The sequence below is a fragment of the Candidatus Binatus sp. genome, from assembly GCF_030646925.1.
Classification (GTDB): domain Bacteria; phylum Desulfobacterota; class Binatia; order Binatales; family Binataceae; genus Binatus.
The window spans coordinates 1-23,798 of the sequence record NZ_JAUSKL010000031.1; the positions used below are offsets into that span (position 1 = coordinate 1).

Annotated in this window: 23 protein-coding genes and 2 tRNA genes; 14 read left to right on the plus strand and 11 right to left on the minus strand. The window is 61.2% G+C overall.

The genetic code is table 11. The annotated features are described in order from the left end of the window. Positions 1-2: 2 nt before the first annotated feature. The 3 genes from Q7S58_RS04950 to meaB form a co-directional block, all read right to left on the minus strand. Positions 3-79: transfer RNA gene (locus Q7S58_RS04950), tRNA-Met, on the minus strand. A gap of 68 nt (positions 80-147) precedes the next feature. After that, a complete protein-coding gene (locus Q7S58_RS04955) occupies positions 148-867 on the minus strand; it encodes a metallophosphoesterase family protein (protein WP_304821451.1) in 720 nt (239 codons plus the stop codon). Further along, complete coding sequence (gene meaB, locus Q7S58_RS04960) at positions 864-1,910, minus strand: methylmalonyl Co-A mutase-associated GTPase MeaB (RefSeq protein WP_304821454.1); 1,047 nt, start codon at positions 1,908-1,910, stop codon at positions 864-866. The genes Q7S58_RS04955 and meaB overlap by 4 nt, the downstream gene beginning before the upstream one ends. A gap of 142 nt (positions 1,911-2,052) precedes the next feature. On the opposite strand from meaB, the gene Q7S58_RS04965 reads away from it, so the two are divergent. The 8 genes from Q7S58_RS04965 (at position 2,053) to Q7S58_RS05000 (ending at position 12,247) form a co-directional block, all read left to right on the plus strand. After that, the gene (locus Q7S58_RS04965; RefSeq protein ID WP_304821456.1) at positions 2,053-2,451 is read left to right on the plus strand and encodes a hypothetical protein; all 399 of its coding nucleotides are present in this window, start codon (positions 2,053-2,055) and stop codon (positions 2,449-2,451) included. A gap of 18 nt (positions 2,452-2,469) precedes the next feature. Beyond that, on the plus strand, positions 2,470-3,366 hold the full coding sequence (locus Q7S58_RS04970; RefSeq protein WP_304821458.1) for a 4-(cytidine 5'-diphospho)-2-C-methyl-D-erythritol kinase: 897 nt from the start codon (positions 2,470-2,472) through the stop codon (positions 3,364-3,366). Positions 3,367-3,806: 440 nt separating this feature from the next. Then, positions 3,807-3,882 (plus strand) — tRNA-Gln (locus Q7S58_RS04975). A gap of 65 nt (positions 3,883-3,947) precedes the next feature. Then, positions 3,948-4,907 carry a ribose-phosphate pyrophosphokinase gene (locus Q7S58_RS04980; RefSeq protein ID WP_304821460.1) on the plus strand — a complete coding sequence of 320 codons (960 nt, stop codon included), beginning with the start codon at positions 3,948-3,950 and terminating at the stop codon, positions 4,905-4,907. Between the two features lie 27 nt (positions 4,908-4,934). Further along, complete coding sequence (locus Q7S58_RS04985; protein WP_304821462.1) at positions 4,935-5,651, plus strand: 50S ribosomal protein L25; 717 nt, start codon at positions 4,935-4,937, stop codon at positions 5,649-5,651. A 29-nt stretch (positions 5,652-5,680) separates the two neighbouring features. Next, positions 5,681-9,226, plus strand: coding sequence for a DNA polymerase III subunit alpha (dnaE, locus tag Q7S58_RS04990; protein ID WP_304821464.1), 3,546 nt, complete (start codon positions 5,681-5,683; stop codon positions 9,224-9,226). Positions 9,227-9,293: 67 nt separating this feature from the next. Next, entirely contained in the window at positions 9,294-10,766 is a 1,473-nt protein-coding gene (locus Q7S58_RS04995) for an McrB family protein (protein WP_304821466.1), read from the plus strand. A 266-nt stretch (positions 10,767-11,032) separates the two neighbouring features. Next, positions 11,033-12,247: a hypothetical protein gene (locus Q7S58_RS05000; RefSeq protein ID WP_304821468.1), complete on the plus strand. Its 1,215-nt coding sequence runs from the start codon at positions 11,033-11,035 to the stop codon at positions 12,245-12,247. Positions 12,248-12,330: 83 nt separating this feature from the next. On the opposite strand, the gene Q7S58_RS05005 is transcribed toward Q7S58_RS05000, so the two are convergent. Then, the gene (locus tag Q7S58_RS05005) at positions 12,331-12,660 is read right to left on the minus strand and encodes a hypothetical protein (RefSeq protein ID WP_304821470.1); all 330 of its coding nucleotides are present in this window, start codon (positions 12,658-12,660) and stop codon (positions 12,331-12,333) included. A gap of 29 nt (positions 12,661-12,689) precedes the next feature. Here Q7S58_RS05005 and hflX point away from each other — a divergent pair, with 29 nt between their 5' ends. Both hflX and Q7S58_RS05015 read left to right on the plus strand, forming a co-directional pair. Next, complete coding sequence (gene hflX / locus Q7S58_RS05010; protein ID WP_304821472.1) at positions 12,690-13,994, plus strand: GTPase HflX; 1,305 nt, start codon at positions 12,690-12,692, stop codon at positions 13,992-13,994. Next, entirely contained in the window at positions 13,975-14,607 is a 633-nt protein-coding gene (locus tag Q7S58_RS05015) for a CDP-alcohol phosphatidyltransferase family protein (RefSeq protein WP_304821474.1), read from the plus strand. Before hflX ends, Q7S58_RS05015 begins: the two co-directional genes overlap by 20 nt. On the opposite strand, the gene Q7S58_RS05020 is transcribed toward Q7S58_RS05015, so the two are convergent. The 5 genes from Q7S58_RS05020 to Q7S58_RS05040 all read right to left on the minus strand — a co-directional run bounded on the left by Q7S58_RS05020 (position 14,604) and on the right by Q7S58_RS05040 (position 18,811). Continuing rightward, the gene (locus tag Q7S58_RS05020) at positions 14,604-15,776 is read right to left on the minus strand and encodes a CaiB/BaiF CoA-transferase family protein (RefSeq protein WP_304821476.1); all 1,173 of its coding nucleotides are present in this window, start codon (positions 15,774-15,776) and stop codon (positions 14,604-14,606) included. The genes Q7S58_RS05015 and Q7S58_RS05020 overlap by 4 nt on opposite strands. Positions 15,777-15,924: 148 nt before the next feature. Further along, positions 15,925-17,019, minus strand: a complete 1,095-nt coding sequence (locus Q7S58_RS05025; RefSeq protein ID WP_304821478.1) for a class II histone deacetylase — start codon at positions 17,017-17,019, stop codon at positions 15,925-15,927. A 34-nt stretch (positions 17,020-17,053) separates the two neighbouring features. Continuing rightward, positions 17,054-17,887 (minus strand): carbon-nitrogen hydrolase family protein, encoded by an 834-nt coding sequence (locus Q7S58_RS05030; RefSeq protein WP_304821480.1) that lies wholly within the window; start codon positions 17,885-17,887, stop codon positions 17,054-17,056. Between the two features lie 59 nt (positions 17,888-17,946). Beyond that, positions 17,947-18,273 (minus strand): rhodanese-like domain-containing protein, encoded by a 327-nt coding sequence (locus tag Q7S58_RS05035; RefSeq protein WP_304821482.1) that lies wholly within the window; start codon positions 18,271-18,273, stop codon positions 17,947-17,949. A gap of 28 nt (positions 18,274-18,301) precedes the next feature. Then, positions 18,302-18,811: a hypothetical protein gene (locus tag Q7S58_RS05040; protein WP_304821484.1), complete on the minus strand. Its 510-nt coding sequence runs from the start codon at positions 18,809-18,811 to the stop codon at positions 18,302-18,304. A 147-nt stretch (positions 18,812-18,958) separates the two neighbouring features. On the opposite strand from Q7S58_RS05040, the gene tadA reads away from it, so the two are divergent. The 4 genes from tadA to Q7S58_RS05060 all read left to right on the plus strand — a co-directional run bounded on the left by tadA (position 18,959) and on the right by Q7S58_RS05060 (position 21,250). After that, entirely contained in the window at positions 18,959-19,420 is a 462-nt protein-coding gene (tadA, locus tag Q7S58_RS05045; protein ID WP_304821486.1) for a tRNA adenosine(34) deaminase TadA, read from the plus strand. Positions 19,421-19,432: 12 nt separating this feature from the next. Next, positions 19,433-19,774 (plus strand): DUF4236 domain-containing protein, encoded by a 342-nt coding sequence (locus Q7S58_RS05050; RefSeq protein ID WP_304821488.1) that lies wholly within the window; start codon positions 19,433-19,435, stop codon positions 19,772-19,774. A 132-nt stretch (positions 19,775-19,906) separates the two neighbouring features. Further along, positions 19,907-20,992, plus strand: a complete 1,086-nt coding sequence (locus tag Q7S58_RS05055) for an amidohydrolase family protein (RefSeq protein ID WP_370655456.1) — start codon at positions 19,907-19,909, stop codon at positions 20,990-20,992. Between the two features lie 66 nt (positions 20,993-21,058). Then, positions 21,059-21,250 carry a hypothetical protein gene (locus Q7S58_RS05060; RefSeq protein ID WP_304821492.1) on the plus strand — a complete coding sequence of 64 codons (192 nt, stop codon included), beginning with the start codon at positions 21,059-21,061 and terminating at the stop codon, positions 21,248-21,250. Positions 21,251-21,329: 79 nt separating this feature from the next. Here Q7S58_RS05060 and Q7S58_RS05065 read toward each other — a convergent pair whose 3' ends face one another. Both Q7S58_RS05065 and Q7S58_RS05070 read right to left on the minus strand, forming a co-directional pair. Beyond that, a complete protein-coding gene (locus Q7S58_RS05065) occupies positions 21,330-22,670 on the minus strand; it encodes an acetyl-CoA hydrolase/transferase family protein (protein WP_304821494.1) in 1,341 nt (446 codons plus the stop codon). Then, the gene (locus Q7S58_RS05070; RefSeq protein ID WP_304821496.1) at positions 22,670-23,662 is read right to left on the minus strand and encodes a ferritin-like domain-containing protein; all 993 of its coding nucleotides are present in this window, start codon (positions 23,660-23,662) and stop codon (positions 22,670-22,672) included. Before Q7S58_RS05070 ends, Q7S58_RS05065 begins: the two co-directional genes overlap by 1 nt. Positions 23,663-23,798: the final 136 nt, after the last annotated feature.

The following is a 23,798-nucleotide window of genomic DNA, read 5'->3' on the forward strand; positions in this document are numbered from 1 at the left end:
GTTGGTGGCGACGGTAGGAGTCGAACCTACGACACTGCGGATATGAGCCGCATGCTCTAACCAACTGAGCTACGTCGCCACCGGGAATCGTCAAATGTAGCGTGCGCGATTGCGCCGCGAAAGAGCGCGCTCGATGCCGAATCGGCGCTACGCCAGCGGGATACTCCGCGTCTTGACCTGCTTGTGCCCGCGCTGAATCTGATACAGCACGCCTTCGTTGAACTCGACGCAGGTCAGCTTGCCGCCGTACACCAGCCCGGTGTCGATTCCGAGTTTGTACGGCAGATCGATCATCACGCCGCGCATCGGCGTATGCCCGAACACCACCGTCGCGTCGATTCGATGAGGATTGAAAATGAACTCCTGGCGAATCCACAGCATGTCTTCGGTCTGCTGCTCCTCGAGCTGGCGGGTCGGCATGATGCCGGCGTGGACGAACAGATACGGCGGGCGCAAATAGCTGACCGCGAGCCGGCTCATGAAATCCATGTGGCGGCCGGGCAGCCGCTCGGCAGCGTTTTCCAGGTCGCCTTCGCGGAGCCCGTAGCTGTCGAGCGTCGCGATGCCGCCGTTAAAGAGGAACGACTCGCCGTAATTTCCCGGCTTGCCGAGAAACGACATCATCATGTCCTCGTGATTGCCCTTCAGGAACACACACTCCGCCGGACCTTTTTCGAGCTCGAGCGCTATCTCGACGACGTCGCGCGCCGACGGACCGCGATCGACGTAGTCGCCGACGAACACGACCGTGTCGCCGGCGGCCGGCGCGATCGCTTTGAGGATTGCGCGCAGCTCGTCGGGGCATCCGTGGATGTCGCCGATCGCGAACAGGCGTCCGTCGAGTTTAGGGTTGCGGCGCGCGGTCATCGCGAGCCACCGCGGCGATTCGATTTGCCGTTGAGCAGTAGTTCGTCCAATGAGCTGCGATCCTCGATTATCCGGCGCACCGCGCTGTATGGATTGAGCTTGCCGCGGCGCACTTCGCTGACGACATCCGAAACGCCGCCGTCGGCGACTGTGCGTATCGCACGCTCTTCCAGCTCAGCGCTCAATACTTCGACGAACTCGCGCGTGCGGCGGTCGGCCTCGCGCGCCGCGTCGGTATGCTCGCGCAGGTACTCGCGATGCTCCGCGATTGCCTCGACCACTTTGTCCACGCCGCGATCCGCGGCAGCCTGCGTCAGCAGCACCGGCGCGCGCCATCCGTCGCCGCCGCGCAGATGCACGCTCAGTTCGAGTTCCGCCTTGATGCGATCGGCGCCTTCGCGGTCGGCCTTGTTGACCACGAAGATATCGGCGATCTCGTTGAGGCCGGCCTTCATCATCTGCACGCTATCGCCGCCTTCGGGCACCGTGACGACGACCGTCGTATCGGCGAGGTCCATGATTGCAAGCTCGGTCTGGCCTACGCCGACAGTCTCGATGATGATCACGTCGTTGCCGAAAGCGTCGAGCAGTTTGACGATCTCGCGCGCCGCGCGGCTTAAACCCCCGTGGCTGCCGCGCGATGACAGGCTGCGGATATAGACGCCCTCGTCCTTGTAGTGATCGGTCATCCGGACGCGGTCGCCGAGCACTGCGCCGCCGGAGAACGGACTCGACGGATCGATCGCGAGGATGGCGATTTTTTTGCCGAGTCCGCGATACAGAGCTATCAGACGATTGATCAGCGTCGATTTTCCGGCGCCCGGAGGCCCGGTGATTCCGACCACCTGTGCGTGCCCGGTCTTCGCGTAGATTCGCTCGATGATCGTGCTCGAATCGGCCGAACGATTCTCGACCTTGGTAATCAGGCGCGCGAGGTCGCGGATGCGCAAGTCGCCGCGCTCGAACCGCGCGAGCATCGCGTTCAGATCGGTGCCTTCGGGCTGCGGAGCCGCGGCGGGATTCGGTAGGGAATCGGAAGTCATCGTATATCTTGTCAGCGGGCCGGTTTGAACCCTCATGATATCTGCTTGCGTTCAGGGCGCGCAACAAATTTTCCGTGAACCGCAGGCGGCGATGCGCGCGGCATTGTTTTCGCCGCACGCGCACCCTACTCTCGACTGTTGAGTGAAGCTGCCGGACGTTTATACCGATTGGAAAATCGTGGTCGGCCTCGCGCTGGTCATGCTCGGCGCCGGTAACTGGGCGATCGGACTGCAGCGGACGCAGATCTACAGCCGGATGATCGCGGCGCGCGCGAAAGCGGGGACGGTCACCGACTATCGCAGCTTCGACGAACTCGAGGCGGGCGCCGGCGGCGCCGTACTCGCGCCGTTCTCGGAACGGGGGCATCAGACTTCATACGCGACGGCGCGGATGGATTTCTATCACGCCGCGTTCCTGGCCGGGCGCGTGATGGTGCTGAGCGGCCTGATGCTCACGCTGGCGGGTTTTATCGGCGTGATCCAGCGCGATTCGCGGCGGCCGTTCAAGCGACCGAGCGAACCATCCCATGTGCATCATTGACGGCGCGATCTTGACGTCTTGCGCGATCTTGAAGTGATGCTTGAAGTGCTGTCAGAGCGCGCGTGCGCGAAGATCAATCTGTTCCTGCGCGTGACCGGGCGGCGCGCCGACGGCTATCACGAACTCGATTCGGTGTTCCTGCCGATTTCGCTCGCCGATGAAATCCGCCTCGAGATTCGCGACGCCGCCGCGACCTCGATCGCGCTCAATTGCAACGTCCCGGCGTTGGCTGCGTCGGGAATCGATCTCGCGACTCGCGCGGCGCGAGGGTTTGTCGAGGAGTTCGGGCTGAAGGCGCAGGTGCGGATCGATCTGGCGAAGCATATCCCGATCGGCGCAGGCCTCGGCGGCGGCTCGAGCGATGCGGGAGCTGTGCTGCGGATGATGGCGCGCGCGGCGGGAATCGGCGTCGATGCCGCGCCACGGCTTCATCGAATCGCGCTGGCACTTGGCGCCGATGTGCCATTTTTCCTCGATCCGCGTCCGTCCCGCGTGACGGGAATCGGCCAAGTGCTGACGCCTTTGGATGACGTCCCCACTCTGCCGATCGTGTTCGCGGTGCCGCCGTTCGAAGTCGCGACGGCGAGCATTTTTCGATCGCTCCAGCCGTCAGGATGGAGCGGACCTGCGCCGGACGCCGATATCGCGGCAATTCTTCGCAACGAGATATCGCCGTCGATTACGGTGAACGATCTCGCCGCCGTCGCGATCGCGCAATTCCCGGAAATCGGTCGAATTAAAGCTCTACTTGAAGAATTGGGCGCGCGCGCATCGCAGATGAGCGGCAGCGGCGGCGCCGTTTTCGGCATCTTCGACGATCAGGAATCGGCGGATCGCGCCGCCGAGCAGGCGCGCAAGCGGATGCCCGCGGCGACGGTCGGGTCGGGGCGCACTGTCGATGCGGGCTGGCAGTGACCGAGGCCAGCATCGCGTCGGAGCAGAATTTTCCGAAACCTCACGCAGGTTTCGGGCTTCCCGTTGCGCGAAGCCGATTCGGGCCGGAGGGCCGAATCGCTATGAGTAAAGATGCGCGCTACGCGCTGTTAGTAATAGGATAGAAAGGACGGAATCGGGAAACTTGAAGGGATGCATTACAGTGCTCAACACGAAAGTCTGTTAACATCCGATGACGCGCGCATTGACAGCAAAAAACCGCATCAATAACATCGCTGATCCCGCATGCTGGTGGCGTACTGAGCGGGAATTCCGGGCACGTTCGCGTTACGATCGTAGCTTGGTCCGCAAATGGCGGATTAGCGGGGCGGAATTGTTTGGACTTGGACCGATGACAAGTCGGTGAGCCTGCGGCAAATTTCGGGCGCGGAGAGGAAGTAGATTTTAGAAATCGCGCATGCTGGGCGGTCGCCAAGTTGGTAAGGCACCAGGCTTTGGACCTGGCATTCGAAGGTTCGAGTCCTTCCCGCCCAGCCAATAATCGCGCGGGCGCTTAAGCTTTTGGAGGATGACGGACCGGTCGCGAACCAGAGGAACAGACGATGTCGGAACGGGTCAAGAACCAGCTCGATGTATTCACCGGGAACTCCAACCCAGCGCTCGCGCGCGAGGTCGCCGAGCATCTGGGCGTGAAACTCGGTGAAGCCGAAGTTGGCCGCTTCCCCGACGGCGAAGTGATGGTCGAGATTCGCGAGAACGTGCGCGGCGGCGATTGCTTCGTAATCCAGTCGATCTGCTCCCCGCCCAATGAAAATCTGATGGAGTTGCTGCTGATCAGCGATGCGCTTCGGCGCGCGTCGGCGGGACGTATCACGGCGGTGATTCCGTACTTCGGCTACTCGCGGCAGGATCGCAAGGTTGCGCCGCGCGTACCGATCAGCGCGAAGGTCGTCGCGGATCTGATCACGACCGCAGGAGTGCATCGCGTGCTCACGGTCGATCTGCACGCGGGGCAAATCCAGGGCTTCTTCAATATCCCGGTGGACAACCTTTACGCGATGCCGGTGCTGATCAACTATCTGCGCAAGCGCGTGGACGGCGCTCGCGTTTCGGTGGTATCGCCCGACGCGGGCGGAGTCGAACGGGCGCGCGCGTTTGCGCGGCGGCTCAACGCGAACCTCGCGATTATCGACAAGCGGCGGCAGCGCGCGAGCCAAATCGCCGAGATGCAACTGGTCGGCGAAGTTAAGGATTCGATCGCGCTGCTGGTGGACGACATGATCGATACCGCCGGCACGATCACCGAGGCCGCCAAGGTCGTCGCGAACGCCGGCGCGAGCGAAGTGATCGCCTGCGCGACGCATCCGATTTTGTCCGATCCGGCGTGCGACCGGCTGAACAAATCGCACATCACGGAGATCATCACGACCAACACTATCCCGCTGCGCGCCAAGACCCAGGCCGAGTTGACCAAGCTGAAGGTGCTCTCGGTGGGCAGTCTGCTGGCGGAAGCAGTCAAGCGAATTCATAATGAGGAATCGGTTAGTTCGCTCTTCAACTGAGCGCGCGAGCCTGAAGCGAGGAAGACCATGGAGACCGGTGAACTAGCCTGCGAGATACGGACGACCCGCCCCAAGGGGCAATCGAATGCGCTGCGGCGGCAGGGGCGAATCCCGGCCGTTCTTTACGGCCCGACGACCAAGGCGACCGCGGTCACGGTTGATCGTATCGAGTTGAAAGCGAGAGTTTCGGCGGCGGCGCACGTGCGATTGATCAAGCTCAAGTCGAGCACCGCGGATCTCGACGGCAGACACGTGATCTTCAAAGACGTGCAGCGCGCGCCGGTCTCGGGCGAAATTCTGCACGCGGATCTTTACGAGGTCGATCTGAATCGGCCGCTGCGGGTCGAAATTGCGTTCAAGTTTGTCGGCAAGGCGAAGGGACTCGCGAACGGCGGAATCCTCGCGCCACTCGAGCGCACCGCGACCGTCGAATGCTTGCCGCTCGAGATTCCCGACGCGATCGAAGTCGATGTCACCGACGTCGATATTCACGACGTCATTCACATTTCGACGGTGAAGTTCTCCGGCAACGTGAAGCCGATCTTCGACACCGATTATCCGGTCGTCACGGTGCTGCCGCCGACCGTCGCCGAGATTGCGGTACCGGTCGCGGCCGAGGCGGTCGAAGGCGCGGTGGTCGAAGGCGCCGCGGCGGAAGCCGGCGCTGCGCCCGCGGCGGAAGCTGGCGCGAAAGAGGCCGACGACAAGGGCGGCAAGAAGCCCGAGGCGGCGAAGAAGAAGTAGTACGCCTCGCGCGCGCGATCGATACGTCGATGCGCGCGGGTCGGATTGGGGGCGGGCTCGGCGTCGCGTGCGCCGGGCCGATGGCGGAGGGGGCTGGCGTTATGAGTTTCGTCCATCTTCACGTTCACACGCAGTACAGCCTGCTCGACGGCGCGAACAAAATCGGGCCGCTGATCGAACACGCCAAGGCGTCCGGGATGGAAGCGATCGCGATGACCGATCATGGCAACATGTTCGGCGCGGTCGAGTTCTATCAGAAGGCCAAGGCGGCGGGGATCAAACCGATCATCGGATGCGAGGCGTACCTTGCGCCGGGCAAGCGCACCGATCGGAGCCAGGCGCCGCGCAGCGACGACTTCGACGGCGGCGGCAATTTTCACCTCATCCTTCTCGCCCAGAATCGCGAAGGCTATCGCAATCTCTGCAAGCTGCTGACGACCGCGTACCAGGACGGCCTCTACTACAAACCGCGCATCGACAAGGAGATCCTCGCCGAGCTGTCCGGCGGGATAATCGCGCTCTCTGGATGTCTCTCGGGCGAACTCGCGCGATGGCTCCGCGCCGATCGGATGGACAAGGCGCGCGAAACCGCCGAGGCCTACGCGAAGATGTTCCCCGGCCGCTACTACCTCGAGTTGCAGGACAACAAACTGCATTCGCCGTACAACGAAGCATTGCGCGAAATCGGCAAATCCGTCGGCCTGCCGCTGGTCGCGACCAACGATTGCCATTATCTGCATCGCGACGACGCCAAGGCGCACGAGGTGCTGCTCTGTATCCAGACCGGCAAAGTGCTGTCGGACGAAACGCGCTGGCGCTTCGACACTGACGAGCTGTACGTCAAAACGCCGGAGGAAATGGCGGCGGCGTTCGGCGCCGACTCTGAGGAACTCCGCAACAGCGTCGAGATCGCGCGGCGCGTCGATTTCGATTTTGAATTCGGCAAGTTTCATTTTCCGGTGTTCAAGGCGGGCCCGGGCGTGGACCTCGACGCCGAGATGGAAGCGCTCGCGCGCAAAGGCCTGGCGGCGCGACTCGTTGAGATTCAAGCGCGGCGCACCGATGTCGATGAGGCGCAATACGTCGAGCGGCTCGATCGCGAAATCCCGGTCATCCGCGAGATGGGATTTTCGGGCTACATGCTGATTGTCGCGGACTTTATCAACTACGCGCGCAGCGTCGGGATTCCGGTCGGGCCAGGCCGCGGCTCGGTGGTCGGCTCGCTGGTGTCGTATGCGCTCGGAATCACCGAAGTCGATCCCGTCGAGCATCGATTGCTGTTCGAGCGATGGCTGAATCCCGGGCGCAAGTCGATGCCCGATATCGACGTGGATTTTTGCTTCGAGCGGCGCGACGAAGTGCTCGAATACGTGCGCAAGAAGTATGGCGACGATCGCGTCGCGCAGATAATCACGTTCGGCACGATCAAGGGCAAGCAGGCGATTCGCGATGTTGGCCGCGTGCTCGGGTTGTCGTTCGCGGAGACTGACAAGATCGTCAAGCTCTATCCCGCGCCCAAGCAGGGCCGCGATTTTCCGCTCGCCGATGCGCTCGAGATGGAGCCGCGCCTCAAAGCCGAGCGCAGAAATCATCCCGACCTTTTCAACTACGCGTTCAAGCTCGAAGGATTGCTGCGGCACGCGTCGCGCCATGCCGCCGGCGTGGTGATTTCCGACGCGCCGCTCACCGACCTGGTGCCACTTTACGTCGATAAGGAACGCGACGAAGCCGCGCTTTCGATCACGCAATACTCGATGAAGGGCGTCGAGGAGATCGGGCTTATCAAGTTCGATTTTCTCGCGCTCAAGAATCTGACGCTCATCACCGATACGCTCACTCTGATCAAGGCGGGCGGGAAAGTGGCGCCCGACCTGAATCGCCTGGGACTCGACGACCCCGAGACCTACAAGATGCTCTCGCGCGGCGACACCGTCGGCGTGTTCCAGCTCGAAAGTTCGGGGATGCGCCGGTTCATCACGGAACTCAAGCCGACCTGCTTCGACGACGTGATCGCGGCGGGCTCGCTCTTTCGGCCGGGGCCGCTCGACGCGATCGAAGACGGCAAGACGATGGTCCAGCACTACGTGGATCGCAAGCACGGCAAGGAGCCGGTCGAGTACGATCATCCGCTCCTGGAGCCAGTGCTACGCGACACCTACGGCGTCATCGTTTATCAGGAACAGGTGATGCGCGCGGCGCAGGCGCTGGCCGGATACACGCTCGAGCAGGCGGATATCCTGCGCGCCGCGATGGGCAAGAAGAACAAGAGTGTGATGGAGAAGGAGCGGGTGCGCTTTGTCGAAGGCGCCAAGTCCAACGGCGTCAAGCACGCGCAGGCGGAAGCGATCTTCGAGAAAATCCAGACCTTTGCGTCGTATGGATTCAACCGCTCGCACGCGGCCGCGTATGCGCTCACGACTTACACGACGGCCTACTTAAAGGCGCATTTCCCGCGCGAGTTCATGGCGGCGCTGATGTCGCTCGACATGGACGACGTGGACAAGACCTACAAGAATATCGCGGCGCTGCGCGAGATGAAGATCGCGATTCTGCCGCCCGATGTGAATCAGAGCCGGGTCAAGTTTGCGGTCACCGATGGCGCGATTCGATTCGGGCTGGCGGCGATTCGCGGCGTCGGCGCCAAGCCGGCCCAGGCGATTATTGCGGAGCGCGAGGCGAGCGGTCCGTTCGAGGGCCTCGCGGATTTTTGTCTGAGAGTCGGCACTCAACTGGTAAGTCGCCGCGTGCTCGACGCGCTTATCAAGTGCGGCGCGTTCGACTCGCACGGAATCGCGCGGGCGGCGCTGATGGCGCAAGCGGAGCAAGCGATCAAAATTGCGCAGAAGGCGCAGAGCGACGCGGAAAAAAATCAGATCGGGCTTTTCGGCGGCGCGGTGAAATTGCCGAAAATGCCCGCGCGCGAACCTATTCCCGAATGGGACGCGCGCGAAAAACTGAAGAACGAAAAGGAAGCGCTCGGCTTCTACATCACGGCGCATCCGCTGGATAAGTACGATCGCGAACTCGCGCGAATCGGCAAGCTCACGACCAACGATTTGGCCGGCGCGCCCGACGGCAGCCAGGTGCAAATCGCCGGCGTGATCCACGCGGTCAAGCTGAAGAACAACAAATCCGGCAAGCGCTACGCAACTTTCTCGCTGGAAGATCGCGCCGGCGCGGTCGAGGCGATCGCGTGGTCGGAGACTTATCAGCGCTTCGAGGCAATCATCATGGGCGACGAGCCGGTGGTTGCGCGCGGCAAGCTCGACGTCGATGACGAGCGGGCGCAGATAATTATCGAGAGCCTGGTGCCGCTCGATTCGGCGCTGGTCGAATCGGTGCGCGAGGTGCGAATCCGGGCGCCGCTGAGCCTGCTCGATAACGGCGGACTCGACGCGCTGAAAAACAAGCTCTCGCAGTATCGGGGCAAATCGCTCGCCTACCTGTATCTCGGGCTCGACGACGGTCGCGAGGCGGTGATGCTGCTCGGCGACAGCTATCGCGTGACGCCGACCGAGTCGTTCGTCGCCGACCTCGAGCAAATCCTCTCCCCCGGCTCCATCGAACTGCGCTAGAGCCGCAGCCTTGCCAATCGTAGTGTAACTCTCTGTTGATCTTCGAGATGCGACTGCCGGGGGAAAAATGTGGGCCGACAAGCTGGTTAGCGCGATTCTAGAGCGAGGTTATTCGAACGCCTGGCCGGAGAAGTTCAAAGCTGGGTTCGAAGCTATTTTCGGAGGAGACGGCGGCCGCTATCCGGACAGTGCGAAGCGGCATGTGACCCTGCGTGGACCGGCGCCTTCAGAGGATAAGGAGGGAATCGTACCATTCGCGGCGCTCATTCATCCTAGCAATCCCAGTACTGGACCGTATGGCGGGACCTCGCTTGCCGTTTTTCCGGGCGACGACGCGCCTTGCCTGATCTCGCTCGTGGTCGGGACTAGCGGCCTTGCTCCGGACGAAGAGATTTTGGGGCGTCCCGGGCATGCACGGAAAGCAGCAGCAGTTTGCGCTTGGCTGAACAGCGGGCAAAGAAAACTCGTCGCGTGGTCAAAGCACGACCCGACTCGCTTGGATCAACGCATTCCTTCGGAGGTCGCCGATGAGTTCGGCAATTACTCGAGAGCGATAGGAAAGTATGGCCACGTTCTGTACGCCATCTACGAGCCGGGTTCCGACAAGAATCAGACCTTGGGAGCGTTAACCGCATTTCTAGACCTGATGTTTGCGGAACGAGGCATTGGTCCGCTCACCCGCTTCGAGGCAGATGCACATGAGATTCGGACGCGCTGGTTCCATTACCTGATGCCACAAGTTTCAAACGATGCCGTCGCTGAACTTCTGAACGAACGCCACTACGTGATTCTGCAAGGTCCCCCGGGAACCGGTAAAACGCACATGGCGCGCAAGTTGATCTCGACGGAATACCATGACCGCGGCAGGACCATTCAATTTCACGCTAATACAACTTACGAGAACTTCGTCGGCGGGCTTGCACCAAGAACCTCGTCCGATAGCCTGGGATTTCAATTCGCGCCGCATAAGGGCTTCCTGACCCAAGCCGCCGAGCAAGCTCGCGCTTCGAGCGGAAAATATTTGCTCCATATCGACGAGATAAATCGCGCTGATTTGTCGAAGGTCCTCGGCGAGGCGATTTATTTGCTTGAGCCGGATGACTTGGAACGACGCCTAATCGATCTACCCTACGAATTCGAACCGCCGACCGGGAACCGACTTTCACTGCCTGACAACCTACACATACTCGGCACCATGAATACTTCGGACCGCAGTCTCGCGATCGTGGACATCGCGATTAGGCGCCGCTTTGCATTCACTAAGCTCTGGCCGCAGATATCGGTGGTTGAGAGCGAGGGATGTGACCTTATGAAGGAGGCGTTCCAACGCCTGCTCTCAATTTTTGTTGACCACGCGACCGAAGATGCGATGAACTTAGTTCCGGGTCATTCATATTTTCTGGAGTCGAATGTGCAAAAGGCGCGCAAACGGCTCGAGACGACGCTGAAGCCGCTGCTGGAGGACTACCTAGAACAAGGATACGTTTCGTCGTTCGCGGAGGCGGTGCGCTCCTACTTGCAATGGATCGATTCGCAGTGAGCCCCGTTACCAAGAGCGTGCGCGGTCGGCGCCGACAGCGGACCTATTCGCTTGCAGAGCCAGCGACGCTTGAGCAGCGTTGCTTCGAAGCGAAGGACTCTGCGGTAACTCGAATCTCCGCGCGCTTCTTGCTCCGAGGCCAACCGTCTCGCGATCCATCGCCGCAGATCGCGCGGCTCGCCGACCAGTTCGTGGACCTAAATCAAACTGCACTCCGCCAACTAGATTTAGTCGTTGAGCCGCACTACAGGAACTCTGACATTGAATTGGACATCCGCGCCGGCACCTGCATAGGGGCGATTCCACTAATTTCTCCGACTAGCGGACGACACGATTACGGATTGGTGGTTCGCCCGCGGTTCGACTGGCCCGGGATTGGTCCGATCCTGGGCGCGACAGGCTGGCGCGTGATTCCCGCGCCGTTGTCGATGCCATTGTTGCCGCGCTCCGAGCGTCGCGTGCCTCCTTGGGTGCTTTCGACGATTGTATTGTTCCGGCTGAAAGGGCTCCTCGAACAGTTGGAGCGCCGGTTCGAGATCACCAGCGAAGAACGCTCATCACCGAGAGGCACGATTGACTGGGGCCGGTATCTTAATCGCCAAATGAGCCGTGCCCGATTCCTCGAGGTTCCGTGCAGGTTCCCGGAGCTACAGAAGGATCGGAATTTGCGGTCTGCAATCCGTTTCGCTCTGGAGAAGCAACTACGTTCCCTTGAATCGCAGCGTATCGCCGGTTCGTTTGTCCGGGAGTTGATCGAGATGTGCCGCGGTTTAGTTGGTCAAGTCCTTGACGTCGCTCCACGTGCACCGCTTCCGACAACATTTCTGCTCTGGCAACGGAGTACGCTGAGCACGGATGTATTTCGTCGCGGTGTCGAGGCGATCGAGTGGACCGCTGAAGAACGGGGACTTGCCGGCCTCAGCGATCTCCAAGGGCTACCCTGGGCAATGTCCATGGAGCAATTCTTTGAGGCTTGGGTCGAGACACTCATGTCGCATGTTGTGCGTCGGATCGGTGGCCAACTACGAAGCGGCCGCGAGCGGCAAACGGTCGTGCCGCTCAACTGGGATCCTCCCTACCTCGGCTCACAGAAATCTCTAATTCCTGATCTCGTCATCGAGCGCGGCGACACTACGGTAATCGTCGACGCGAAATACAAAGAGCACTGGGAGGATATGCAAGAGCGGCGTTGGAGCGATTTAGAAGATGCGCTCCGCGAACGTCATCGTGCCGACCTCCTGCAGGTGCTCGCCTATTCGACAGTCGCGCGAACGCCCAAGGCTCTGGTTTGTCTTGCTTATCCCTGCAACGAAGAACGCTGGCTATCGCTTCGCGCCCGCAATCGTCTGGTCCATCGAGCGTCACTGCCTTTGACAGAGAGACGCGTCGAACTGATTCTCGTCGCCTTTCCGCTTTCGACCCGTGTCGTAGCCGAAGCCGTCAGCCTGATGGCGGAAGAGATCCGTCGCGTGGCAGCCTAAGCGCCTCCTGCATTTTCGATCGATCGTATCAGCCATCTTGGACTTGAAAACGCGCTATCGTGGCGGCAGCTCTTTTCAACGTGTTATTTGCTGCGGTCGACCCCTGCGGTTGCGGCAATCGTGCCGTCGGGGCCGATCGTTTTTTTTACTGCCTCGAGATGGGCAATCCATTCGGCGTCCTGGCCGGGTTCATCTTCCGGCCCATATTTGCCCTGCCTCAATGCCAGCGATTTCGCTTCGAGCGCATAGTAGATTTCGCACCAATCTTCTCGTGTCAAAGTGATCATGCTGCCCTCCTTCCCTGTATAAAGCACAGTCACCATTAGACAATCGACGCTCAATGACGGTCTTCGCGTCGATGCGGTGGCAGCGTCGATGGGATCGGCGGTTTCTGATAGAATCAGAGTGATCATCGAAGCGCGAGGAATATCAACTGGCAAATTTGCACGACGTATCGAACGAGCATCACGAACGCGCCATCCTGGTCGGAATCGAACTGGGTTCCGAGGTCGGAATCGGCAGCGATGAATCACTCGAAGAACTGAAATCCTTGACCGAGAGCGCCGGCGCCGAAGTCGCTGCGACCGTGCGCCAGCGCCTGAAGGCGCCCGACCCGCGCACTTTTATCGGCAAAGGCAAAGCGGCCGAGGTGCATCAACTCGCGCAAGACAAGGGCGCCAATGTCGCGATTTTCGACGACGCGCTCAGTCCCGCGCAGGCGCGCAATCTCGAGAACGAGCTCAAGCTCCGCGTGATCGATCGCAGCCAGCTCATCCTGGATATTTTTGCGCAGCGCGCGCGCACGCTCGAGGGCAAGCTGCAAGTCGAAATCGCGCAGCTCAGTTATCTGCAGCCGCGGCTTACGCGCCAATGGTCGCATCTTTCGCGAGTCCGTGGCGGCGGCGCGGGCGGAGGAGGAGTCGGCACGCGCGGACCGGGCGAAACGCAGCTTGAAGTCGATCGGCGCCGTTTGCGCGAACGCCTCACGCGGCTGCGTGCGCGGCTCCGCGAAGTCGAACGCACGCGCGCGATTCAACGACGCCGGCGGCTCGAGGCGCCCTACCCTACCGTCGCGCTGGTCGGCTACACGAACTCCGGCAAATCGACGCTGATGAACGCACTCACTGACGCGGGCGTCGAAACCGCGAATCGCCCGTTCTCGACGCTCGACCCGACGATTCGGCGGCTCAAGCTGCCCGGCAAGATGAACGTGATGCTGGTCGATACGGTGGGATTTATTCATCGCCTGCCGCACATGCTGATCGACGCGTTCAAGGCGACGCTCGAAGAGGTGCGCACGGCGACGATGCTGCTGCACGTGGTCGATGCGAGCTCGCCGCTCGCGCCGGAGCGGATGGCGATCGTCGATCAGGTGCTGGAGGAAATCGGCGCGGGCGCGGTGCCGCGTTTGATCGTGATGAACAAGGCTGATCTCCTCGGCGATGCGCCGCGCCGCGCGGGCGCGCACGATTCGATTTCGATATCCGCCAAGAACTCGGACGGGCTCGACGAGTTGCTCGCGGCGATTGCGCGGCAGCTGACGGGCTCGCGCGAGGAAATCTCGGTGACGTTTCCGGCCGGCCGCGGCGATTTGCTGGCAATGGCGCGGCGCGACGGAGAAGTGCTAAGCGAAGAATACACCGACGGGCTGGTTTCGATGCGCGCGCGGGTCAGTGCGCCCGTCGCCGGACGGCTCCGAAAGGCGGCGGTCGAGTCGCCGCAGAATCATGGCAGCACCATCGCATAAGATCGCCGACGCGCGGAATATCAAGCGGGCAGATTCGTTCATCCATCTGCTGAACATTCCGAATTTTCTGACGCTATGCCGGCTTGGATCGATTCCGATTTTCCTCACGCTGCTGAGCCGCGATCGGTACACCGCCGCGTTGTATGTGTTCGCCGCCGCGGCGGTAACAGACGCGCTCGACGGCGCCGTCGCGCGGCTTTTCAATTCGCGGACCGAGTTGGGCGCGTTTCTCGATCCGTTCGCCGACAAGCTGATGCTGGTGTCGGCATTCGTGGTGCTGACGGTTGAAAATCAGTTCCCCGGCTACCTGCTGAGCGTGGTCGCGATTCGCGACGTGACGATCGCGGTCGGCTACCTGATGCTCTCGTTCTTCACCGGCGAGCGAATTCCGGTGCGGCCCAGCTATCTTGGCAAACTCAGCACGTTCTTCCAGCTTGGATGCGTGATCGCGGTGCTCGCGCGCGTCGATGACCGATGGCCGCAGTACTTCAGTGCGCTATTGATCGCGACGGTCGCGGTGACAGCCGGGTCGGGGATTCACTACATGTATCGCGGTCTCGAGTGGCTGCGCTCGCGCGAACCGGAGATGTTCGTCAAGTCGAAAATCGACTAGACGATCACTTTCGTCGAGCGCAGTTCCTCGACCTGGGATTTCTCGATTCCAGCCTCGCGCAGAATTTCGTCGGTATGCTCGCCGAGCCTCGGCGGGATGCGCCACATCTTCATCGGCGTTTCGGTGAAGCGCGCGCCCGGATTCACTGTGCGGACCGATCCGACTTGCGGATGCTCGTAGATGGCGAAGCAATCGTTCGCGACGATCTCTTCGTCGGTGAACAGCGTCTCGTAATTGTGCACCGGGCCGCACGGAACGTCGGCCTGCTCGATAATCGGCAGCCATTCGGCGGTGGTGCGTTCGAGGAAAAGTTTCGCGAGACCGCGCATCATGTTGCGTCCGCGCTCTACTTTGTCGGCCGCGTCGGCCCACCATTCAGGATGGCCGACCGCCTCGCATAACCGCTGATTCTGCGCGTCGGTAAAGGGCGCGATCGTCAGCCATCCGTCTTTGGTTTTGAACGGGTCGAGCGTGGTCGATTTCGGCGCCTGCGATTTGTATTCGTCCTCGGGCACGAAAGTGTAGCCGTAGATGGAATCGTTGGCGGAGAACGCCATCATCGCCTCGAGCATCGGCACCCTGATGTACTGGCCGACGCCGCGCGCGCGCGCCGCGTGCAACGCGCTGACAACCGAGAGCGCCGCAGTCATCCCGCTGATCTTGTCGGCCAGCGCCATCTTCACCGAAGTAGGCTTTTCACTTTTGCCGCCCTGCACGAACGCCATGCCGGAGTAGCCCTGGATGACGGGATCGTACGCGGGATGATTGGCCATCCGGCCTTTCGGGCCGAAGCCACAAATCGAGCAATAAACGATTTTCGGATTCGCGCGCCGGATGTCTGCGTAGCCGATGCCGAGCCGATCCGCCACGCCGGGACGATTGTTCTCGACCAACGCGTCCGCCTTCACCGCGAGGCGGCGGACGAGATCGCGCCCGTGCTCCTTCTTGATGTCGATCACGATGCTGCGTTTGTTGCGATTGAAATTCAGAAACGCGGCGGTGACGCCGTTCTTGGCCGGACGCCCGAGACGGCGCATCGAGTCGCCCTCCGGTGGTTCGATCTTGACCACGTCGGCGCCCAAATCGCCGAGCAACTGGGTGCAAAACGGCCCCGAGATCACAGCGGTCAAATCGAGAATCCGAAAACCTACGAGCGGTCCATCAGCCATTGCGAATTCCTTAACACGGTTCGAGTCACCGAGTAATAGTCGGGACGCCGCGCGGAGTCATCGCGCGGAAATCGTGGAAGACTGTTGTTCGGCACGCCGACATTAGCCGGAGAAGCGGCAGATGTCACACGGCGCGGTGGATTATCCGTTACTTGATCCGGATGAGTAACGCGGCCGCGCGATCGATAACGGCCGCCTGATGCGGCTGAAGTTCCTGGTAGCCCCAGCTTTGGGCCAGTTCGAGAAATGGATCGACAATGCCAGTCCGGATGCCGGACAGCTCCTCCATGATCGCCAAGCCGCAAAACGGTACGTACACCGCCGAATAGCCGCCTTCGTGCGAGAGCACCACGCGGCCCGCGCAGACCTCGGCAGCGACCTCCAGAATCATTCGCGTCAAGCGACGATAATGTTCGCTCTGGAGCATCATGCGCCCGAGCGGATCGGTGCCTGCCGCGTCTAGCCCCGACGCGACCACGATCAGTTCGGGCTTGAATTTTTTTAAGGCCGGCACGATCACCTGCTCGAACGCGGCCACGTATGCGCCACCGCCACATCCGGGCGGCATCGGGATGTTGATGTTGTAACCGGCGCCCTTGCCGATTCCGTTGTCGTCCATGCTGCCGCTGTTCGCCGGGTAAAGATTGTCCTGATGAATCGACATCGTCAGCACGTTCGGATTTTCGTAAAACGCCTGCTGCGTGCCGTTGCCGTGATGCACATCCCAATCGACAACTGCAATTCGCTCGATTCCAAGCTTCGCTCTTGCCTGCATCACGGCGAGCGCGATGTTGCCGAAGATGCAATATCCGCGGCCGCGATTCGGCTCCGCATGATGACCGGGCGGACGCACCAAGGCGTAGGCATTTTCGACAGCACCTGTCGCCACCGCTTCGACCGCGCGCATCACGCCGCCCGCGGCGAGCAAAGCGATTTCATAGCTGCCGGGGCCAAAGGGAGTGAATTCACCGGCTTCGCCGCCGCGCTCCGCCGACATGCGCTTGATCTGCGCGATGTAATCGCGAGTGTGGAAGCGAGCGAGATCATCTTCGGCGGCGGGAATCGCCCTGATCGGCTGTAGGCGTTCGAGCAGGCCGCTAACGGCGAGCAGATCGCGGAAGCGGCGCTTGGTTTCCGGATTTTCAAAATGCTGGCCGGGCTCGACCGGGAACGCGCTGATCGCCGCGTCATGCCAGAGGTAGATTTCTTCGAACAAGAAGCCGGTCTTCTTTTTCTCGGCCACGGCGATTCTCCCGGTTGGATGGGCGCTTGCAGATTTACCGGGACTCGCGATGCAATCGCGCGTGCTTCAGCGCCGGCAATTCGCTGCGCACGCGATCCTGGTATTGCAAATCGATCGGCGCTACCACGACGCCTTCCTGATCGGCGGCGCGCGCGAGCACGCGCCCCCACGGATCGACGATCATCGAATTGCCGTAATCACTGTAGCCGTACACATTCGGGCCGAACTGCGCTGGCGCGATCACGTAAGCCTGGTTCTCGATCGCGCGGGCGCGAATCAGCGGCTCCCAATGCGCCTCGCCGGTCGGAAATGTGAACGCGCTCGGAATCGCGATTATCCGCGCGCCGGCAAACGTGAGCCGGCGATATAGTTCCGGGAAGCGCAAGTCATAGCAGATGCTGAGGCCAATCGGGCCGAGCGCAGTTTCGGCGCATACCACGTCGGCGCCGCTCAGCTTCGCGTCGGATTCGCGCGCAGTCACCCGGCCAGGGAGTTCGACATCGAACAGATGAATCTTGCGATAGACGGCGACGCGCGCGCCCTCGCGATCGAGCAGCACGGAGGTGTTGTAGCATCGCGTTTCGCCGGGAGCATGTTCGGTGATTGATCCCGCGAGCAGATGAATCCGCAGTTCGCGCGCAAGTTTCGACATCAGCGCGAGCGTTTGCCCGTCGAGCGTCTCGGCCGCCTGCGCCTGCTCGGAGCGCTTTCCGCGCCAGTTGAAAACTTCGGGCAGCGCGACCAAGTTTGCGCCGCGCGCCGCCGCGACGCGAACGAGTCTTTCCGCGCGCTCGAGGTTGGCCGCCTTGTCCGACGACGCGGTCATCTGAATCGCCGCGGCGAGAAACGTCATCGCTGGATTTTCCATACGTTCGGCCACCGGTTAGCGGCTGATGCTCGCGACAGTATCCCGCTTTGCGCGGCGAGTTAGTAGCGCGGCGTATGGGCGTCCGCGGTTTCCGACCAGAGGTCGATTCCGCCGCTCAGATTGAGCACTCGCGCGAAGCCCATCCGCGCGAGATACATCGCGACTTGCGCGCTGCGGACGCCGTGATGGCATACGACGACGATCTCGCGATTCGAATCGAGTTCGTCGAGGCGCGCCGGGATGTCGTCCATCGGGATGTGATTCGCGCCGGGAAACCGCGCGAGCTCGATCTCGTACGGCTCGCGCACGTCGAGGACGAAGATCTGCTCGCCGCGATCGAGCCGCGCTTTGAGCGCGAGCGGATCGATGGCTCCAATTTCAGGCATCAGGCGGTGACGAAATCCGAAGCGCGAGTTACCTCACGTTGCTCGCGTACAGTTCCACCTTGGAAAACTCGGGCAGGTCCGGACACGGAATCGAAAACGCGAAGGTGTCGGTTTCGCCCGGCTGGAGCGGCTCGAAATGCGGCTTCTCGTTCAGAATCTTCTGCACCGAAGGATCGTCGTTGAGACTTTCGGCCTTGTGATTGTAGAGTCCCTCGGCGTGCAGAATTTTCCCGTTTTTGTCTTCGAACGCAAAATTCAGATGAACAAAATCAAGCGGCTGCGACGTGACGTTGGTGACTTTGCCGGCCACGACCAGGTTCGGCGGCATACAGCACGAGTGCATGATCGAGTCTCTCGTGATGTCGATCTTCACCAGCTCGTTCTTGACCACCTCGGTCTTCGGATGGTCGTAGCGGCGATGCATGTCGGCTTCCTGGCTGATTTGCGCGGGATCCTTTACTTCGACGCGAGCGCCGGCAAACGCCACGCCGGCGGCGCTCAAGGCCATCACCGTCGCGATAAGAATGAGCTTCTTCATTTGAACGACCCCCACCCGTGATCTTGGTGTCGCGGCGGCGGGATGTCAATCTACATTTTGAACGCGGAGCCGACTTCGGGCCGCAGGGCCGAATCGCAATAAGGGAAGTCTGGCGGCGGACCAAATTGAACTATCGACAATATCGCAATGAGCAATTCCAACGACAGCATCTTCATGCCAATAGCGCTTGACGAGGCTCGGCGCGCGCAGGACGAGGGCGAGGTGCCGGTCGGCGCGATCGTCGTGGCGAACGGACAGATCATAGGCGCGGGGCACAACCGGCCGATCGCGTCGCACGATCCGGCGGCGCACGCGGAGATCCTCGCGATGCGCGCGGCGGCAATCGTGCTCGCGTCGTATCGGCTAATCGACGCCGCGATCTACGTGACGCTCGAGCCGTGCGTGATGTGCGTCGGCGCGATGATCAACGCACGAATCGCGCGAGTCGTCTATGGCGCTCGCGACGAAAAAGCCGGCGCGCTCGGCTCGGTCTATGACATCGGTCGCGACGGCCGGCTGAATCATCGGTTCGAGGTGACGGGCGGAGTGATGGAAGCGGAATGCGCGGCGCTGATGAGTGAGTTCTTCCGTGCTCGCCGCGCCACGTGATCAGGAGGCGGGATGGGCAATTTCAGGTTCTATAGGCGCGTTTCAATCTTCCCGGGACTATCGGTGAACCTCTCTAAGTCGGGACCCAGCCTGACGGTCGGGATGCGCGGCGCGCACGTCACGATGGGCCGGACGGGAGTGCGCAAAACGGTCGGCATCCCGGGCACCGGCATCTACTATACGTCGCATAGCGGCTACCATTCGGGCGCTCATTCGGCGCACGTCGATGAACCGATCTCGGAGCAGCAGCAATCGGCGGCGCACGCGATCGGGCAATTCATCTTCGTATTGGTGGTGATGGGCGCGATCGCGGTCGGCATCGCGCTGATCGGCGTGGTCGCAAGCAGCAAGTGACGATTGGCAGGTTCGACGGTTGCGCGCGCGCCGACTTCCTCAAACCACGCTTCGTCACGCAACCTTCCATGTGTTAGATTCAACTGAATGTCCGACACCGATTCGCTAGTCATAGATTGCGATTCCCACGTGATGGAACCGCCCGACCTCTGGGAAAATTATCTCGAGCCGAAGTTTCGCGATCGCGCAATCAGGATCGTCAAGGATCCGGCCGACGGTCTCGAAGTCCTGATGATCGACAATCAGCCGGTGCTCAAAGGCGTGCTGGCAGGCCTCGGCGGCGCCAATCTGCCGCGTGAGCAACTGTTCGTCCCCGGCTCGAAAACCTACCTCGACGGATGCCCGCCGGCGAGCTATCTGCCAGCCGAGCGCATCAGGATGCTCGACGAATGGGGCGTGACCGCGGGCGTGCTGTTTCCGACGGTCGGGATATTGTGGGACGTCGCGGACAACGACCTCGCGAGCGCGTACGCGCGCGCTTACAACAACTGGATTCACGATTTCGCGAGCGCCGCGCGCGGCCGCGTGATTCCGATCGCGCATATCGCGCTGCAGGACCTCGAAGCGGCGCTCGCCGAGCTCAAGCGATGCATCAAGCTCGGCTTCAAGGGAATCTTTCTGCCGCCCGAGACGATCGGCAACCGGCGCTTCTCGCATCCTGACTTCGATCCGATTTGGCATGAGTGCGAGGAAGCGGGCATCCCGGTATGCCTGCACGTGATCGTGCGCTTCAATCGCGCGCCGGGAATTATAGGACAGTTCTATCAACCCAACGAATTCCGCACCGTGTTCGGCTTCGCGCTCGGCGGATTCGCGCAGGTCGTGCCCGCTGCGATGACGATGGTGGCGGACGGTTTGTTCGATCGATTTCCGCAGCTCAAGGTCCTATGCGTGGAAGCTGGATGCGGCTGGGCGCCGTACATCATGGATCGGATGGATCAGAAATACGGACTGCTCGGATGGACCTATCCGACCAAGCTCAAGCCGTCAGATTATTTTCGCCGCAACATCTGGGTCGTCGCGGAGCCTGAGGAAAGATCAATCGGCTCGGTGATGGAGTTGCTCGGCGAAGAGCACGTGCTGTGGGGATCGGATTTCCCGCACGTCGATTCGAATCTTGACGCGCCGCATCTGATTCGCGGCTCGGTGAAGGAGTTAAGCGCGTCGCAGCAGCGAAAACTGCTCGGCGAAAACGCACGCAAGGTGTTTCCAATCTAAAGTTCTTTCCGATCTAGCTATAGATCGCTACTACGGACAGCGGGTTTCGCAGCAATGCCGAGTAACATGGCCAAGAATAACAAGTCGCTGATGGCGACTTGCGTCGCGTGCAACAAGCCGGTTTCGACCGAAAGCGCGGTGGCGCTGATGGGTGCGGAGGACGGACGCGGCAAGCAGTTCGTCGTCTGCGTTACGTGCGCGAACGGCGGATGGCGTCCGCCCGGATTCGCCGGACTCTACAACATCCGCCCCCGCTAAGACCTTTCACCACCAAGGCACAAGGACACCAATAAGAAAATATTTCTCTGACCTGGTGCCTTTGTGTCTTGGTGGTTGATCAGTACTTGTAGATGCGCTTCGCGTCGGAACGCAGCTCCGATCGAAAATCCGGATGCGCGATTGCGACCAGCTCCTCGATTCGTTCGCGGATCGATTTGCCCTTCAGGGTCGCGATTCCGTACTCGGTCACGACGTAGTGCAAAAAGCCGCGCTGCGAAGTCACGACGCTGCCGGGATCGAGCACCGGCACGATGCGTGAGATGCGCTTCCCGTTGACCATCGAGGCTGAGGGCACCACGATCACCGTCTTGCCGCCCGCGAGCGCCGCGCCGATAACAAACGCCGTCTGTCCGCCGGTGCCCGTGTACATCAGCGGTCCAATCGATTCGCCGTTGGTCTGTCCGGTGAGATCGACCGCCATCGCGTTGTTGACCGAGATGAGTCCCTCTTCCTGCGCGATCAACCGAATATCGTCGGTGGTATTGAAATCGTACAGCGCGAACTTCGGATTGCCGTCGATATAATCGAGTTGCTCGCGCGGCGTGAGCGGCGCGATTCCCGATCCCACGACCAGGCCTGGAAAAAGTTTCTTGTGCTTACCGGTCAGCACGCCTTCCTGGACCAGCGGCGCGGTGTGCAGCGGGATAATTTCGGTCTGCATCCCGAGCTCATGATGATCGTGCAGATGCTGGCACAGCATCCCGGACATCGAGCCGACGCCGATTTGGAGCGTCGCCTTGTCGGGGATCAGTTCCTTGGCGACCAAATTGCAGACCGTCGCGATGTTGCGCGCTTCCTCTTCGTTGGTCACCGGCAAGTTGAATTCCGGCAATTCGATCATGCGTTCGACGAAATAATCGATCTCGGAAATATGAATCGAGTTGTCGCCGCCGACCCGGATCGATTTCTTGTCGATCTCCGCGATCACCAGATCGGCGTTGCGCGCCAGCAGCTTCGACATGATCTGCGATTCGCCGAAATTGCAGTAGCCATGCGCGTCGGGCGGAGAGACCACCATCAGGTACACGTTGAAATTGTCGAGCGCGGGCGGCAGATGCCCCGCGCGATAGTACTGCACCGGCGTGAACTCGGCGTCGCCGCGATGATAAATCGCCCGGTCGTACGGCGTGAGATACATCGACTCGAGGCGAAAGCGCTGGCCGAGTCCCGGCAAATCCCAGTTCATCACCGCCGCGCCGTGACTCACCACCATGTTTTCGAGATCCATCAGGCGGCCGGCCAGCGCGGGACAAAGTTCGAACGGCGTCTGCTGCGCGATCGACAGGCACACGCGGTCGCCCGACTTGATATGCGAGACTGCGTCCTCGGCCGATACCAGGCGCGCGCCAAGTTGAGAGCGCCAATCGCGCGTGATTGCCGGCGCAGTTGCGGCGGCCATTACGCGGCGCTCGCGAGGTTGGTGTCGATTCCCATGTCGCGCATGAAGGCGGTCGTGCGATCGTTGAGCAAGCCGACTTTCTTCATGTTGGTCACCACCGTCGAATGCATTTCGCGCCGGAACAGTTTGCGGAAGTAAGCGTAGTCGGTGCCGCGCGCGATTTCTTTGCGGGCGTGGTAGATCGTATTGATATCGGCGGAATTCAGGCCGACGGCCTCATACGCCTCGCGCGGGAATTGCCCGCTCAGCAGCAACGTCAGCGCCTCGCGCACGAAATCCTCGAGCTCGCGCATCTCGGAGGAATTCAGGCTGCGGATTTCATCCGGCAGGCTCAGCACCGAAAATCCCATGTGGCGCGATTCGTCGGCCAAAATCCGGCGGCAGATTTGGCGGAGCAGCGGGTCCTTGGCGGTCTCCATCAGCATCCGGAACAGCGACACGGCGAACGTCTCGGCGAGCAGTTGCAGCCCGACGGTTTTGACGAACCATTTGCCGTGGCCAAGGATGTAATCGAAAATCCGCTTGACGTTGCCATTAATCGGATAAATCTTGCCGCCGCATTTCTCGATCAGATAACGGCTCAGCACTTCGGCGTGGCGCGCCTCATCGACGGCCTGGGTCGCGACGAAAAACTTGGCGTCGTTGCCCGGCACCATATCGACCAGTTGCGCGCACGCGAGCATCGCGCCCTCCTCGCCGTGCAGCAGTTGCGAGAGTCGCCAGCACGAGAACTCGACGTTGAGCCGCTTGAAGGTCGGCGCGTCGAGGTGATTTAGCGTCGGGGTGCCGTGGCCGTCGATCAGTTCGTCGGCGAAGATTCCGCGCTCGGGATCGACGTCGGCGGTCCAGTCGATATCGCGCGAGGCGTTCCACTGATCGCGCTTGGCGTTTTCGTAGAGGCGGCGGAGATCGGGGGCTTCGACCGCATACGAGCGCTGGAATACGGTTTCGAGCGTGGTCGAGATACGGTCCATGGTCGGTTCCGATGCCATATACAGGTGCGCTCCTCGCGCTTTCGCGCAAAATCGATACGCAGGACCAATTTAGGATCGAATTGAAGCTAGCAAATTATTGGAAAATCGGAAAACGACGAAGCGTCGGCAGTGTGATCGACGAATGCCGACGCAT